We start from the raw sequence: 14,494 nt of genomic DNA on the forward strand, positions 1-14,494 counted from the left end.
CGTGTAAGATCGACCACCGTCCACCGTGCGAGACCCGCCATGAAAGCATCCGACCGCCACCGCGCCATCCTCGATCTCGTACGCATTGGCGATGCCAACGTCGAGCAATTGAGCGCGGCGCTCGGGGTCTCGGAAGCGACGGTGCGGCGCGACCTGACCATGCTCGCCAAACAGCGACATTTGGTGCGCACCTATGGCGGCGCGACGGCGGTGGTGGGCGTTCATGAACCGGAAGCTTCACTGGAAGAACGCAAGACCAGCCAGTGGGAGCAGAAGGACGCTATCGCGCAGGCGGCCGCGGCTCACGTCCAGGATGGCGATACCGTCTTGCTCGACGGCGGCACCACCTGCGCCGCACTGGCCCATCATTTGTGCTCGCGACAAGACGTGCATGTGGTCACCAACAACCTGCTGGCCGTGATGACCCTGGCCAATGCGCCGGGCGTACGACTGACCTTGATCGGTGGCGATTTGCGCGGTTCGAGCATGAGCACCTTGGGACCGTTGGCCGAGTTGACGTTGAGCCGGTTGAGTGTCGACAAAGCCTTCCTCGGTGCTGACGGCGTCGTCGCGGAATTCGGCTTGTGCGAAGCGAGCGCGCAGCAGGCGTATCTCAAGGAATGCATCATCAAGCGGGCGGCGCAGATTGTGGTGCTGGCAGATACCGATAAATTGGGCCGCGCGAGGCAACAGCACTGGACGCCGATTGAGCGGGAGTGGCGGTTGATTACCGGCTCCACCGCAGATGAAGCAGCGCTTGCGCCGTTTTATGCGCTCAAGCAAATCACTGTGCAAACCGTGGACGTCGCTTGATTGCACCCATGTGGCGAGCGAGCTTGCTCGCGCTGGGCTGCGTAGCGGCCCCAAAAATCTGACAATCATTGCCGATTTTTGTGAGTGCTACGCACTCAAGCGGGAGCAAGCTCCCTCGCCACAGGTTTCTCCGATTCAAGACTCTCTTAAGTGAACAGCATTGCGACCGATTCGGGGCTTTTTTTGTCTGAAAGGGGCGGCGTTGCGGGTTTCATTGCGTGAGGGGTTCAGTGGGATTGTCCAGGTTCGAAACGGTTTTGTGCAAAAAGCCAGATTTATGATCGTTTTTGAGCAAGTAAAATCGTTTTTATGCGTTTGAGGTCAGTTCGACGGTGCCCAATTCAATAGCGGAGCTCAATTTTTATGTGCTATGAATGTTTGTTTTTATGCATTAGTACCGAAAAATAATCATTTTTATGCAGCGGGATCTGATTTTGATCGTTACTCTCCATTTGTAGTGGTTTGATTTGGCCGAGGTTTAAAAGGAGTGTGACGTGAGCGAGTTTCCCGTAGATCCCATCGGTGCTGCCTGGCTAGCAACGACATTTGACGTGCGGCCGATGGCACGGCTATCCGTGTTAAGTCAGGTCGGTAGTCGACGGTCAACTCAGGTCGAAGACGGGTTTCGTCTTGAGACCTTTACGGAAAACATGCGCCCCGATCCGGACTTTTCATCCCATCTGCAATTTCACCTGCGGCATGAAGTCCCGAACCTTGAGTTCTTGACCAGACTGTTTACCAAGGTGGGGCCTGCACCGGTACAAGGCTGGTTGAATGACGAGCCCACCGGCCAATATGCCCGCAGGTCGGCGTTCTTGTTTGAGTGGCTCACTGGCGAGCGGTTGCAGGCGCCAGAACCTATAGGCGGTAAGTATGTCGACGCCATCAACGCCGATCTGATGGTGGCGGCTTCACCTGAAAAGGCGGTGAAAGTGCCGCGTTGGCGAGTGAATGACAACCTGCCTGGCTCGAACTACTTCTGCCCAATTGTCGCCAAGACTGCAGCAGTCAAGTCAGCAGCGGACCTTGATGTGCCTCACCTCTTTGGCCAACTGACCGCAGAGTTTGGCGAAGCGCTTCTGCTGCGCGCCGCCGCATGGATGACGCTCAGGGAAAGTAAAGCCAGCTTCGCCATTGAAGGGGAGGCAGATCGTTCAACACGTATCCAGCGTTTCGCAGATGTGTTGGCGCGACGAACAGGTCAGGGCGAACTGCCGCTCACCGATGCTGCACTAGCTGAGATGCAAGAAGAAATCCTTGGAGCAGTGACCACACTGACACGCCTGGGGATTCGGCAATCTCCGGCGTTTGTTGGCGAAACTATCCGCTATCAGGAGATTGTCCATTATGTCGCTCCCCCGGAAAGTGATCTGGAGCGGATGCTGGAAGGCATTCGCATCTTTCTGAATCGTACTCAAGGGCAATCCCCAGTCATGCGCAGTGCTGTAGCAGCGTTCGCTTTCGTGTATATCCATCCGCTGGCCGACGGCAACGGCCGGGTCCATCGCTTCCTGATCAATGACATTTTGCGGCGTGATGGGGCCATTCCAGACCCGGTGATTCTTCCGATTTCAGCAGTTATCACCGACGACTCTGCTGAGCGGCGTCTTTACGACAGCGTGCTGGATCAGGTTTCAAAACCACTCATGCAGGGCATACGAGACCAGGTAGCATTCGCCAACACTCGTACGCAATATCCTGACGGCGTGGTCTCGAATATTGAATTCACAGGCCAGGATCAGGCCCGTCCGGTGTGGCGCTATCCGAACCTGGGGCCACACGTTGTTTTTATGTCTAACGTCATTCGCCGCACCATCACCGAACAGATGCGTGAAGAGTCGCGGTATTTGCGCAGTCACATAAGGGCCAGACAGGCAATCAAGGAGGTCGTTGAGATGCCTGATCCACAGGCTGATCGGCTCTTGCGATCCATAGAGCAGAACGAAGGGAAGCTGAGCAACGTATTGGCAAAGGAAATGCCTGTGCTGGCAAGGCCGGATATTTGGGCCGCCATTATCGAAGCTGTGGCTGAGTCGGTTCGGGGGGAGGAGCCGATAGACAGTAGCGTGAGTGATCGATATCACCCGAATCAGCCAGTGGGTCGATGACCGACTTACGCAAAAAGCCCCGAATCAATCGTTGTTCACTTAAGCGCGGCGTCCACATTTGTGGCGAGGGGATTTATCCCCGTTGGGCTGCGAAGCGGCCCCAGTGTCTTTTCAGACTAACTAAGTTGTCTGGATTACGACTGCTTCGCAGCCGAACGGGGATAAATCCCCTCGCCACAGGTTCTTATTCGACTGAAGAATGTCTTAAGTGAACAGCATTACGATTGATTCGGGGCTTTTCCATGTTTGCGGCGTAGGTTTATTTGACGATATTACTGGCTGCGATTGTTACCCGGTGCATCGAGCACCTTCGCTACGTCATCGATGATCGCCTTACTCATCTCCTGCAAAAAATGCGACGCCCAGGCATGCCGGTCGGTATCACGAACCATGGCGGCGTCAGATGCGAGAAGTTTGGCGATGTGGAGCAGATCTGAGGCGTGGGAGAGGGCCTGGATGATCGGGACACCGCCGTTGATGCGGAACAGCGGTTGGTTGCCGTGGAAGGAGAAAGGGGTGAGGCCGATGGTTTTCAGGTCTTGGGGGTTGGTCATTGGGCACCTCCGGTTTTTGGGCGGTGGTGGGCGTGACCCGGTGTAGTAGTAGCGAAAATTTTGAATAGATTGCGGGCATGCATAAGGAGAACTCCGGTTGGTTTCTGCATCGAATTCGAGTTCTCAGGCCCGGTCGCTGAATTGGCAGCGACGGTCTGAAGGTAGCTTGAGGGAGCAGGATGCGCAATCGTGGCTAGGTGGTGGCGTCGGTGTGGAATTGATTGGTTCGACAAGCAACGGCAACAGCGTAGAGATCGCTAGCTAGCATCAATCAGCGCTCGTTCTTCCAACCAAATCTCCTGAACAAACTGGTCCGTAATCGCATAAATTCCATGCCCGCGCCGCATGATGATGTTCTCGGCAACCAGTGCAATTACCACTGGCTGAATTTCTTCAACGCGCACCTCACGGCCGACGATCTTCGAATACTCAGCTGCAGCATCGATGGAAAAAATGCCCCGGGCATCACCTTCCGTTGACGCGATTTTGTTGAAAATAGCCTGAGCCAAACTACCTAGCAGCTCCACTTTTTCTAGTTCGATGCTGGCCGCCGCGGAGCGCAAAGTGCTAGCGATAACCGGTAAGAAAAGATCGGGATCGCCGTCTTGCTGCATGAGTTGTCTGAGCGCCTTGAGCATTTCCTCAGGCCGATTCCCCAAGGTATTGAATGCTTCGATGGCGACTTTGAGTGAAGGTAGCTTTTCTTTCTTCACCGTCGCAGCGAGCCGGTTAAGCAGGTATTCAACGTAATCCCCTTTTAGTACTGGATACGCTGTCGATGTCGCACCAGAAAACGCCTGGTTCCTCTTTGCCGTGAGCTCGCTGACTTGCGCCCTGTGCGATCCCGTTCCAATAAACAGAAAGTAACCCGGCGTATCGGGTCGAGGATTGATCGCATCACGAGCAGCTTTGAGTGCCAGAAGCAGCTGATTGCCATCGTCGGAAGAAATGGCATGCTGCACTTCGTCGATGATCAGCACCAAATCGGTTTTCGCTTGATCAACAACCTCTGTCAGCGCCTGCGCCAGCGTTGGCCCACCTGAGCTCCCGATGCTGTCGAGTTTGAAACCAAATTTGAATCCTGCAGCGCCTACATCAACACCGCTGACACGCTTAAGCATCTCGAGCAAACCAGAGCCTGGTGTTTGGAGCTGCTGCAGGGTTTTACGGATGGCGTCATGCACCAGTGCTGCTGGATTGGCCAGCGTGTCACTCCATAGGTCGACGTAAATGACCAGAGCCCCCTCTTCTTCCAACGCAGGGATGAGGTCGCTCCTCAGGAATGTCGTTTTACCGGTCCTGCGCAGGCCGGATAAAAACAGACCTGAGCGTAAACCTTCATCGAGCACACCCGGATTAAGAAGCTGGTTCGCCATCTCTTCAGCCAGTTCAGGGCGCTGAAAAATGCTGCTCATGCAATTACCTCTTTTTATGGATACGCCATAATTATTGGCCAGCCATAATTTAGCATAAAGACTGGGAACCGGCCTGAGCGCACTGCAATGCTGCAGGTTTTGGTGAGCGTTATGGCTGGGCAATAATTATTGCTCAGCCATAATTCTTCACAATTTGGATAAGCCTGCTGATACTTTGTTGCTCCACAGAGGAGAGATCAGATGGATGTTGAACTGCGCCAGTTTCAGAAGGATCTACTGGAGTCAGCGCGCGAAATGAATGCGAGCCGCGCCGTTCGGAGCTCTGAAGTTCGCCCGTGGCAAACAGAGGATTGCATTGAGGTGTACATGTCGTCGTCAGCGACACATCACAAGAACGTGTCGCCGAAACTGGAAAATAACGACACGTAAAAAACTGGACTACGGGGGGGGCTGATTCCTACAGATTAGTCATCGCCTGAAAGGGACCATCAGAGCTATTACTCCGCGCGCATATACATTACACCGCGTAACTAATGATGTTCCCGCCCCCACCTTTATCCCCTCCAGCCAACCCCATACATTGAACTCCAACGCCGACCCATTCATTCCGAAGGGAAGGTCACTTGGAGATTCCTCATGCCTTTCGTAAGCGTACGCATCACCCGCGATGGTGTTACCTCTGAGCAGAAAGCTCAGGTGATCGCCGAAATCACTGAAACCCTGCAACGCGTTCTCAACAAGGACCCGCACCTGACCCACATCGTGATCGAAGAAGTCGACACCGATAACTGGGGCTACGCCGGCATCACCACCACCCAGTACCGCAAGCAGCTGGCTGAGGCGGAGGGGAAGTCATGACCGCGACCGTCTCCATCGATTTCATCTCCGACGTGGTGTGCCCGTGGTGCGCCTTGGGCGCAACGGCGTTGGAGCAGGCGATCGAGAACGTTGCTGGTGAAGTCGCGGTGGAGCTGACCTACAAGCCCTTCGAGTTGAACCCGGATATGCCGGCAGTCGGCGAAAAAGCGGTTGAGCACTTGATGCGCAAATATGGACGAACCGCCGAAGACGTCGCCGCCGGCAAAGCGATGCAGATCGAACGCGGCGCGGCCATCGGCTTCAAGTTCGATCTGGAGAAGCGCAGCCACTTTTACAACACGTTTGATGCTCACCGGTTGTTGATGTGGGCGTTGCAGGAAGGGCGGCAGGTCGCACTGAAGAAGATCCTGCTGCGCGCTTACTTCACCGACGGCCGGAACCCGAGCGATCGCGAGACGCTGGTGGGTCTGGCTGCTGAAGCGGGACTGGATGCGGCGGCGGCTCAAGAGGTGTTGGCGTCCGGCGCGTTCGCCAAAGAAGTGCGTGAGCTTGAAGAGTTTTACCGCCAGCGCGGCATCAATTCGGTTCCGGCCATGGTGCTGAACGGTCGTCACCTGGTGTCCGGTTCGCAGTCGGTCGAGTACTACGAACAGATGTTGAGACAAATGGCGAAGGCCCCCGCCGAAGCCTGATTACTTACTTTTTCAAACCATCATTTATTAGTTGAGGTTCATCATGAGCAATTCGAAAAAAGTCATCGTCATTACTGGCGCCTCCCAAGGTCTCGGCGCAGGCATGGTCAAAGCTTTCCGTGATCTGGATTACAAAGTTGTCGCCACTTCGCGTTCGATCAAACCGTCCACCGACCCGGACATCCTCACCGTGGCGGGCGACATCGGCAATCCGGAAGTCGCCCAGCAAGTCATCTGTGAGGCCATCGCACGTTTCGGCCGCATCGACACCCTGGTCAACAACGCCGGGATCTTCGTTGCCAAGCCGTTCACCGCGTACACCGCGGAAGACTACGCCAACGTGCTGTCGGTGAACCTGAACGGCTTCTTCTACATCACCCAACTCGCGATCAACGAGATGGAAAAACAAGGCAAAGGCCACGTCGTCAACATCACCACCAGCCTGACAGACCACGCGATTGACGGTGTGCCGTCGGTACTGGCTTCGCTGACTAAAGGTGGCTTGAACGCGGCGACCAAATCCTTGGCCATTGAATACGCCAAGCGCGGGATTCGGGTGAATGCGGTGTCCCCAGGCATCATCAAGACGCCAATGCATGGCGAAGAAACCCACGAAGCGCTGGGCAATCTGCACCCGGTCGGGCATATGGGCGAGATCAGCGACATCGCGCAGGCGGTCGTGTATCTGGACAGCGCCAACTTTGTCACTGGCGAGATCCTGCATGTGGATGGTGGGCAGAGCGCGGGTCACTAAGACCTGATCTGTCCCCAGCGCCGTCGATCAATGTCGACGGCGTTTTCATTGGAGAGCACACCATGAATGCCCACGTTCACAAGGTTTTCCTGATCACCGGGGTCAGTTCAGGCTTCGGCCTGGCTTTTTCACAAGCAGCGCTGGCGGCGGGACACACGGTGGTGGGGACGGTGCGGCGCGAATCCGAGCGTGCTGCGTTCGAAGCACTGGACGCCCGTCGCGCCAAAGCGTTCGTGCTCGACGTCACCGATTTCCCGGCGATTGAGCCGCTGGTGGCCGATATTCTGCGCGAGGTGGGCCAGATCGATGTGTTGGTGAACAACGCCGGTTATGGTCATGAGGGCATCCTCGAAGAGTCACCTCTGACCGAGATGCAGCGCCAGTTCGACGTTAATGTGTTTGGCGCGGTGGCAATGATCAAGGCAGTTCTGCCCGGTATGCGTGAGCGGCGCAGCGGGCATATCGTCAACATCACCTCCATGGCCGGCTTCATCACGTTGCCGGGCATCGCCTACTACAGCGGCAGCAAATTCGCCCTCGAAGGCGTGAGTGAAGCGCTGGCCAAAGAAGTGGAAAGTCTGGGCATCCACGTGACCGCCCTGGCGCCGGGCTCGTTTCGGACCGAATGGGCGGGGCGTTCGATGATCCGTTCGAGTCGCACATTGAGTGAGTACGACGCGGTGTTCGATCCGGTCCGCAAGGCGCGTGAAGAAAAAAGTGGCAAGCAGGCCGGCGATCCGCACAAAGCGGCCCAGGCATTGTTGACCCTGGTGGCTGCGCAAAAGCCGCCGGTTCATCTGTTACTGGGGAAGGATGCTGTGAGGCTGGTGCGCGAAAAGATTGCGTATCTTCAGGCGGAAATCGACGCTTGGGAGCACCTTTCGGAATCGACCGAGTTCGACTGATCGAAACTCTGGTCGCATAGAAACTCAAACCCCGGGAACAACAAAGCCCTCGTATTTCTACGAGGGCTTTGTTGTCGTGCCGTATTTTTATTCGAGGAGCCATTGCGGTTGACGTTTCCAATCACTTGGAAAGCCCATAAGGCTCAAATTCGTTGATTCCAGATGGTCCATGATTTCTTCGAGACGAGGCTTCCAAAGGCTGTCTGGACTTATCAAGTCGGTTAGATACGCGAGTATTGTCAATACAATATAAAGCCGTTGCTTCGGCTGAGGTCTGTCGGCTGCTGCGTTTGGGATATTCCACTCTTTCGGAAGCGAAGGTCGAATTGAGAGTTCTCTGTTCCATAGTCGCGAGTGGTGTGCGCAGCAGTTTCGTATGAAGGTCAGGGTGTGGAGCCAAGAAGCCAATGCATCGAATGGCAAGCGGAATCTGGCCGCAATAGCTTTCTTGTCGGCACTTCTGCCGATGGCATTAAAGAGGGTGGATACCGTTCCGAGGCTGAGTTCTTCAAGAATCGCCCATGCGGGCGGTAGTTCAGGAAGGGCATAGGTCGCGCCGTAGTACCGAAAATAGTTATCGCGCATACGGTTTTCGATCCTCTGTTGCTGAAGCCCATCTTCCTGTCGACCTCTTTTGATGCGATCAATCTCACGTCCGAATTTTTTTCGTTCTTTGCTCAACTGCTCGCGAAGGGGACGTAGTAGCTCGCAATGCGAGTAGGACGAGGAGAATACGGAAGCATCAGCAATCCAATCGGGTCCATATTTGGGGCACATGTGGTTACTGATGGTTGCTCGTATGGCAACTTCGACCCGCTCAATGGCATCCATGGTTATGCGCCGCAAAGAGCCATCGAACCGATAAATGTCGACTACCGCTTTCAGGGTGCTATCCGACTTGAAGGTGTGATCCGGCCCTTGTTCCTGAAAGGGACGCATATAGGGGCTCAGACGAAACAGCGTGACCACTTCGAGGAAGCGCATGGCCCTGTCGTCGTTGGCGACTTGTAGGCCTCGTTGCTTTAGCAGTTCCAATTGCTGTTCTACGCTGAGAGCCGGTTTGTCAAAGGGCCTCATGTAGCTTTTCTCCAGGCAAAAAAAACCCGCACGATTTGAGCTTGCTGACTGAGTCAACCTAGGCTTGGCGGGTATGTTGGGGTGCATTATAGGTAGACGTGAGAGCCCGTCAACGTTGCACTGACGTGAAATTGTAACGGGTGGGCGTACAGGCACTGTCGAGGACAATGGTCTTGTCGCGGCAATCTGGCGACGTCCAGGGAGTTGATTTCCACACCCCAGAAACAACAAAGCCCTCGTATTTCTACAAGGGCTTCGTTTTGTATGGTGCGGCACCAGGAGTCGAACGATTTCATAAGCTATTGAATTAGCTGTTTAATACTTAAAGACCTGTGCGACTCTACCTCTAAAACTACCTCAAGGTCCTCGTACGCCTGAGGATCTTGCTTGACGTGACTAATGGCGAATGGCTGGAGTCGACCCCACAGCGGCCGGTCATTCGTCTACGGAAGTGGGGTCGTTGAAGTGTCTACCGTCAACCACGTTAGAGTTAGAGTAGGTCCATGGTGGTCTTGGAATCAGCCATACGGTAGCCCATCGCTTTGTAACCCGCCTGGCGCTTATCCCACATCCTCAGCAGCGCGACATTACCCTCGTCAACGAAGTCGATCACTCGCACGTCGGTCTTATCGGCGTGCGTTCGATGCAACCGCCCCGCATATTGCTGAAGGATTCCTTTCCATGAGATGGGCATTGCCAGCACCAGCGTGTCCAACGGCGGATGATCGAAGCCTTCACCTACTAGTTTTCCTGTTGCCAGCAGCACTCGTGGAGCATCAGGGGGAAGGGACTCAAGCTCATGCATACGGGAAATCCGCTGTTTCTTAGGCACTCGCCCATGAAGCGTGAAAAGGTTATGCACGCGCTGCTTCAATTCTAATTCAAGGGCATCCACATGTTCCGTCCGCTCCGTTAGCACTAGAATTTTTCTACCCTCGTTGTACGCCAGCTCAATCTCCGAGACGATTTTGGCTGTCCGCTCAGAGTCGTCGGCTAGACGCCGAAAAACGTCCTGAATCCCAAAGCCGTCGGGGACCACTATTGGTTTGGGCAGCAATCGAGGCACGACAGATAGGTCATGGGGCGCACTCGCTGGTCGAGCAGCAGAATGTCGGATCGGTCCGCACTGCATGAAAATAATGGGCTGCTGCCCATCTCGGCGCACTGGGGTTGCTGTGAGTCCCAGTATGTACCGCGCGCTCGCGCTCCTCAGTCGTGCCTCGAATGACACTGCTGATAGGTGATGACACTCATCAACGATGATCTGGCCGTAATTTTTTACCTGATCGCTGATCTCGCCTTTTCGCGATAACGACTGCATTACGGCAATGTCGATGATGCCGGTAAGCTTCGCTTTTCCGCCCCCAAGAGTACCAACGACACCATTCCCGACTCCCAAGAACGCCTGCAAGCGCTCTTGCCACTGCCTTAACAGTTCCGTCCGATGCACAAGCACCAACGTGTTAATGCCACGTGCGGCAATCAACGCAGCAGCACTCACCGTTTTACCGAAAGCTGTCGGTGCGCAGAGGATACCGGTGTCATGACTTAGCATTGTGCTGACAGCAGCCTCTTGGTCAGAACGCAGGGTCCCGAGAAAGCTCACGTCGATGGGGTCGCCCGCGAAGCGTTCGTCTTTAAGAATAGGGGTAACCCCGTTTTCCTCTAAAAGCTCCAGCGCAGCATCCAAACAGCCACGTGGTAACGCAATATGTTTGGGGAAGTTCTGGGCACAGCCGATAATCCTTGGCTTGTTCCACACTGACATGCGCATGGCCTGAGCTTTGTAGAACTCAGGATTTTGAAAGGCAGCGAGCCGGACAAGCTGGTTTGCCAATGGCTGTGGCAATTCCGACTTTTCAAAGTAAATTAAGTTAGCCAGCGTGATGTTGACAGCAGCAGGCAACGGGCATGTCAATTTACGTGATCTCGATTCACGATCTTTCCAAGGTTCTGCATCACCTTCGTCATCGACATAGGCGACCCCTAGAGGGTCCCGATTACCCATCGCCTGGATAATAACGGGCTGGATATCTTCTGGACTCATGCGCTGAATCGATGCCAGGAAGGCCCATTGATCAGGATGAGGCTCAAGCGAGTCGTTTACAAAAACGCTATTGTTTTGGGCCCTGGCCCGCTTTTGTAAAGGGAGCGCGATGAGATTTCCAAAGCCGCCTTTGGGCATATAGTCCTGGTTTGGAAACAGTCGATCATAGGAGCTGAGCGCCAACTGGCGGGTGCGCTCACAGGCATGACTGATGATTGCAGCACCGAGGCGGCGCGCATCGCAGGCAGGAACATTACGCTCAAAGAAAATCCAGCCATGAGCCCCTTGGCCTGAGCGCGATATTTCCAGCGCCACCGGGACGTTCAGCTCATGGCATGACTGCACAAAAGCTTTGGAATCATCACGCCATTCGGCCTCATCGAAGTCGACTGCCAAAAAATAACAAGTGTCATCAGAGAGTAGGGGGTAGATACCAACGACCACTTCGCCCGCCAGATGGCGATAGACCACCTCATCGGTCAGCGGAAGCAGCTGGCGGTTACCGCAGTCGCCACATTTAATTCGGGGCTTCTCACAAACGCCAGGCCTCCATTCGTTTGCGCAAGCGGGTGCGTATCCTGATTTGCCTGCCTTGCTTTCCCAGCGGATGGGATAAACGTCCGTCCTACCACGAAACAAGCTTCGGAATAGGGCAAGCTTTCCATCAGTATCGAGTTGCTGTGATTGTTCTGCTTGGACAATCGCTATCTTGACTGGCTCAGCAGGCGGGCGCCATTCGATGCCATGAGCATCCAGCAAGGCAACCAATCTTGCATTCTCAGCCCTTAGCTTCGCCACCAGACTAGTGTCTATCACCGCCTTCAGCCTCTACGTCTCAGGTGAAGCCTGTAGCCTCGAGCTACAACCCTCAGTCCATCAGTAAAACATAGAGGTTATCAAACAACAGAGGTTAGGTTCAGGGGCTCAAGAGGTCCGCCCTAATCCCAATCAAATTGTTGGCTGGATCAATCTGCCAGTTAGGGATACAGAGCGCGCAGTTGCTGGCATTCGGCTAACGTTGAAAATTCCAGGATTTTCCTAGGCGCAGAGTGATCAGGCTTGTGGTCAGCAGGTAGTAGTAGCGCGTCGATTTCGAGTTTGAGTTCATGTGGTGGTTCAAAAACCAAACGAGATGCTTTCTTTGCCATGTCCATGGATTATCTCGGTTCCAGCGTTCAGAAATGGCTGCTTGAATAGTCTTGGCCTGGCGGATGTGACGTTCTCGTGTGGCATGTGCTCCAGTCAGTGCCCCAGCCAAGAAGATCTCCATATCGAATGGTTTATTCATACCCGACCACCGATGTACGCCGATACCACGTCGATTCGACCGTGTCCCAGCTCATAGCTGATTTGTAAGCGTGCCTCTCGATCCAGGCGTGGATCGAGGCGCCTGCCCCTGCCACCGTTGATGGGCGCTAGGTGATGGGTGATCTGCTCATAGCGTTCGCATGCATAAGCCGCGCGCAATTCGTGGAAGCCTTTGAGGTTGTGCGTATGGAGGATGTTTCGGGCGGGGCGTATGACACTCGGTTGGAAATCGAGGTAGCTCTCGTTCGGTGCCAGCAGGTTGCGGCTACCGTCGGGAGAGACCTGTTCGGCGTACCTGAGCGCTTTGCGAATATGGTCATCCACCCTGATCCAACGAGGTGCGGTTGCGCCGCTGCGGCCACCTTTAGTGCCATCCTGGATGTTGATCTTGTCGTAGTGTTCGGCTTCTCTTCGCAGGCGCGGAAGGTCGGCCAAGATGGCCTCGCGCAAGCGCATGCCGGTGGCTCGCGCCAACTGGGCGATGGCCGCCGCACGCGGCATTTGGTGTTCGCAGAGCACGTCGACGATCCGCTTCACGTGTTCGCGGTCTTGGCCTTGCGGCACCGAGCGACGAACACTGTTCCGCCGCATTTCCAGCGTATTGCTCGGACTCGGCACTTTCACATACTGATCACCGCGAAGTGCGGCCATGGTTCGGTTTACGCTGGACAACCGGTTTTGCGCGGTGGCGATGCTGATAGCGCCTTGTTCAACTTGGTGACGCAGATGACCGGCGTAGTCCAGCAAGGTCCGCCAATCAATTTGCCTCGCATCGTTAAACCCGGGCCCATCCTCAGACCGACACCATCGTACAAATGCCAGCCAACGATCACTGTGCGCTTTGACGGTCCCGTAATGCCCTCCGCCGAACATGTCTTTCAACGCCTGCGGCCCGGCATAACTCAATTGCCGGCCATAGCCAAAATTACGCCCGTCACGTTTACCTACCAGTGCCATGATCGAACTCCTCTTGAAGCCAAAACGTTTCAAACCTTCCTCACGTCATCCCGCCACGAATGTTGAGTGTTATCAGGGATCAAGGCCCCTGCGACCTGTGAGGGTTGTCCCCTAACGCGGGACTGGCGGCTCTTTACAACCGGGAGCTTGGGCATCTCATGATCCGGCCTCCTGAACACTTCCAAAGAAGTGGGCGGGTGGAGGCTGCGCTGGCTGACGAGACCAGCGTCGCGAGATCCTGAGTTGGGTGAAGGCAGTGATGCGATGACCGGGGCATGCCTGACTGTCAGTCAGGTGCAGTCCGTTCCTTGGACTGCGGCACCATCATCTGCATCGCTGTTGTTGGTTACTTCGGTGTTTGTCACGCCGATTGTCACGAGGGGGAGTGCCGCAAAGCCTTGTACGAGTTGGGCTGCAGCAGCGGTAGGAGCGCCCGTCTCTTTCCGGGAGAAAGAGACGGGCGCAGGTTGGCGCAATGAAATGGCCAAGCGAATAGGTTGCTGCAGGGCAGCTATAAAAGGGTATGAGTTGCCGCAGTGGCACTCTGGTAGAAGTGGGCATCCATCACATCGCTGTGACCGTGCGAGCCGCCGGACGCTAATCGCACTTTGGGGGAACCACCACGGTATGGCGTAGCCTTAAAGGTTCTGGCTACCTGGGTTGCTGTCAACGACAGCGCTTTGCCCGATCTTTTCTACGCCTGTGGATAATTTGGGTCAAGGCTCGAATTTTCGGGAGTACTGCGGCTGTGGATGAAATTATCCACCGGTGGAAATCCGTGGTTTTCCACAGACAGTTGGATGAGCTTTAGATTTTTTAAGTGAGGTCCATCCAAGCAGGGCGGCTTTGCAGCCCTGTTTGGATGGACCCGCGTGGACAAACGGATCATCGAGATTTCGAGAACGTACGCTTACTTTGCTGCGCCGCGATTGGCTTTTGGCCGTGTGACATTCGTGCAGAGTCGTGAGTGACATCCTCCTGCTGATTCGTGACAGGGAATCGGCTCCACCAGTTCATGATCAGTCTCCGCTCGTCGAGTTGCGTGCGACTATGGAAGACTGAGTACAATCCCCGCACGTATGTC

13 protein-coding genes are annotated in these 14,494 nt (G+C 55.1%); 7 read left to right on the forward strand and 6 right to left on the reverse strand.

The window, feature by feature from the left end; all coding sequences use genetic code 11:
• Positions 1-39: 39 nt before the first annotated feature.
• Together IB252_RS18420 and IB252_RS18425 are read left to right on the forward strand one after the other, a co-directional pair.
• Complete coding sequence (locus tag IB252_RS18420) at positions 40-813, forward strand: DeoR/GlpR family DNA-binding transcription regulator (RefSeq protein ID WP_192409838.1); 774 nt, start codon at positions 40-42, stop codon at positions 811-813.
• A 494-nt stretch (positions 814-1,307) separates the two neighbouring features.
• The gene (locus tag IB252_RS18425; protein WP_192409839.1) at positions 1,308-2,921 is read left to right on the forward strand and encodes a Fic family protein; all 1,614 of its coding nucleotides are present in this window, start codon (positions 1,308-1,310) and stop codon (positions 2,919-2,921) included.
• A 272-nt stretch (positions 2,922-3,193) separates the two neighbouring features.
• Here the strand turns inward: IB252_RS18425 and IB252_RS18430 are convergent, their stop codons facing one another.
• Together IB252_RS18430 and IB252_RS18435 are read right to left on the reverse strand one after the other, a co-directional pair.
• The gene (locus IB252_RS18430; RefSeq protein ID WP_192409840.1) at positions 3,194-3,475 is read right to left on the reverse strand and encodes a DUF3077 domain-containing protein; all 282 of its coding nucleotides are present in this window, start codon (positions 3,473-3,475) and stop codon (positions 3,194-3,196) included.
• A gap of 257 nt (positions 3,476-3,732) precedes the next feature.
• Positions 3,733-4,890, reverse strand: coding sequence for an AAA family ATPase (locus IB252_RS18435; protein ID WP_192409841.1), 1,158 nt, complete (start codon positions 4,888-4,890; stop codon positions 3,733-3,735).
• 201 nt (positions 4,891-5,091) lie between these two features.
• On the opposite strand from IB252_RS18435, the gene IB252_RS18440 reads away from it, so the two are divergent.
• The 5 genes from IB252_RS18440 (at position 5,092) to IB252_RS18460 (ending at position 8,021) form a co-directional block, all read left to right on the forward strand.
• Positions 5,092-5,280 carry a hypothetical protein gene (locus IB252_RS18440; protein WP_192409842.1) on the forward strand — a complete coding sequence of 63 codons (189 nt, stop codon included), beginning with the start codon at positions 5,092-5,094 and terminating at the stop codon, positions 5,278-5,280.
• A 207-nt stretch (positions 5,281-5,487) separates the two neighbouring features.
• On the forward strand, positions 5,488-5,709 hold the full coding sequence (locus IB252_RS18445) for a tautomerase family protein (protein ID WP_008149366.1): 222 nt from the start codon (positions 5,488-5,490) through the stop codon (positions 5,707-5,709).
• The gene (locus tag IB252_RS18450) at positions 5,706-6,362 is read left to right on the forward strand and encodes a DsbA family oxidoreductase (RefSeq protein WP_192409843.1); all 657 of its coding nucleotides are present in this window, start codon (positions 5,706-5,708) and stop codon (positions 6,360-6,362) included. Before IB252_RS18445 ends, IB252_RS18450 begins: the two co-directional genes overlap by 4 nt.
• A gap of 43 nt (positions 6,363-6,405) precedes the next feature.
• Complete coding sequence (locus IB252_RS18455) at positions 6,406-7,116, forward strand: SDR family NAD(P)-dependent oxidoreductase (RefSeq protein WP_192409844.1); 711 nt, start codon at positions 6,406-6,408, stop codon at positions 7,114-7,116.
• A gap of 62 nt (positions 7,117-7,178) precedes the next feature.
• Positions 7,179-8,021 (forward strand): oxidoreductase, encoded by an 843-nt coding sequence (locus tag IB252_RS18460; protein ID WP_192409845.1) that lies wholly within the window; start codon positions 7,179-7,181, stop codon positions 8,019-8,021.
• Positions 8,022-8,108: 87 nt separating this feature from the next.
• Here the strand turns inward: IB252_RS18460 and IB252_RS18465 are convergent, their stop codons facing one another.
• The 4 genes from IB252_RS18465 to IB252_RS18480 form a co-directional block, all read right to left on the reverse strand.
• The gene (locus tag IB252_RS18465) at positions 8,109-9,098 is read right to left on the reverse strand and encodes an Abi family protein (RefSeq protein WP_192409846.1); all 990 of its coding nucleotides are present in this window, start codon (positions 9,096-9,098) and stop codon (positions 8,109-8,111) included.
• 490 nt (positions 9,099-9,588) lie between these two features.
• Positions 9,589-11,961: a TOTE conflict system archaeo-eukaryotic primase domain-containing protein gene (locus IB252_RS18470; protein ID WP_192409847.1), complete on the reverse strand. Its 2,373-nt coding sequence runs from the start codon at positions 11,959-11,961 to the stop codon at positions 9,589-9,591.
• A gap of 196 nt (positions 11,962-12,157) precedes the next feature.
• Positions 12,158-12,433 (reverse strand): hypothetical protein, encoded by a 276-nt coding sequence (locus IB252_RS18475; RefSeq protein ID WP_080932528.1) that lies wholly within the window; start codon positions 12,431-12,433, stop codon positions 12,158-12,160.
• The gene (locus IB252_RS18480; protein ID WP_192409848.1) at positions 12,430-13,410 is read right to left on the reverse strand and encodes an integrase domain-containing protein; all 981 of its coding nucleotides are present in this window, start codon (positions 13,408-13,410) and stop codon (positions 12,430-12,432) included. The genes IB252_RS18475 and IB252_RS18480 overlap by 4 nt, the downstream gene beginning before the upstream one ends.
• Between the last annotated feature and the right edge of the window lie 1,084 nt (positions 13,411-14,494).

Origin of the sequence: Pseudomonas sp. PDM10 (assembly GCF_014852295.1) — a bacterium.
GTDB lineage: Bacteria > Pseudomonadota > Gammaproteobacteria > Pseudomonadales > Pseudomonadaceae > Aquipseudomonas.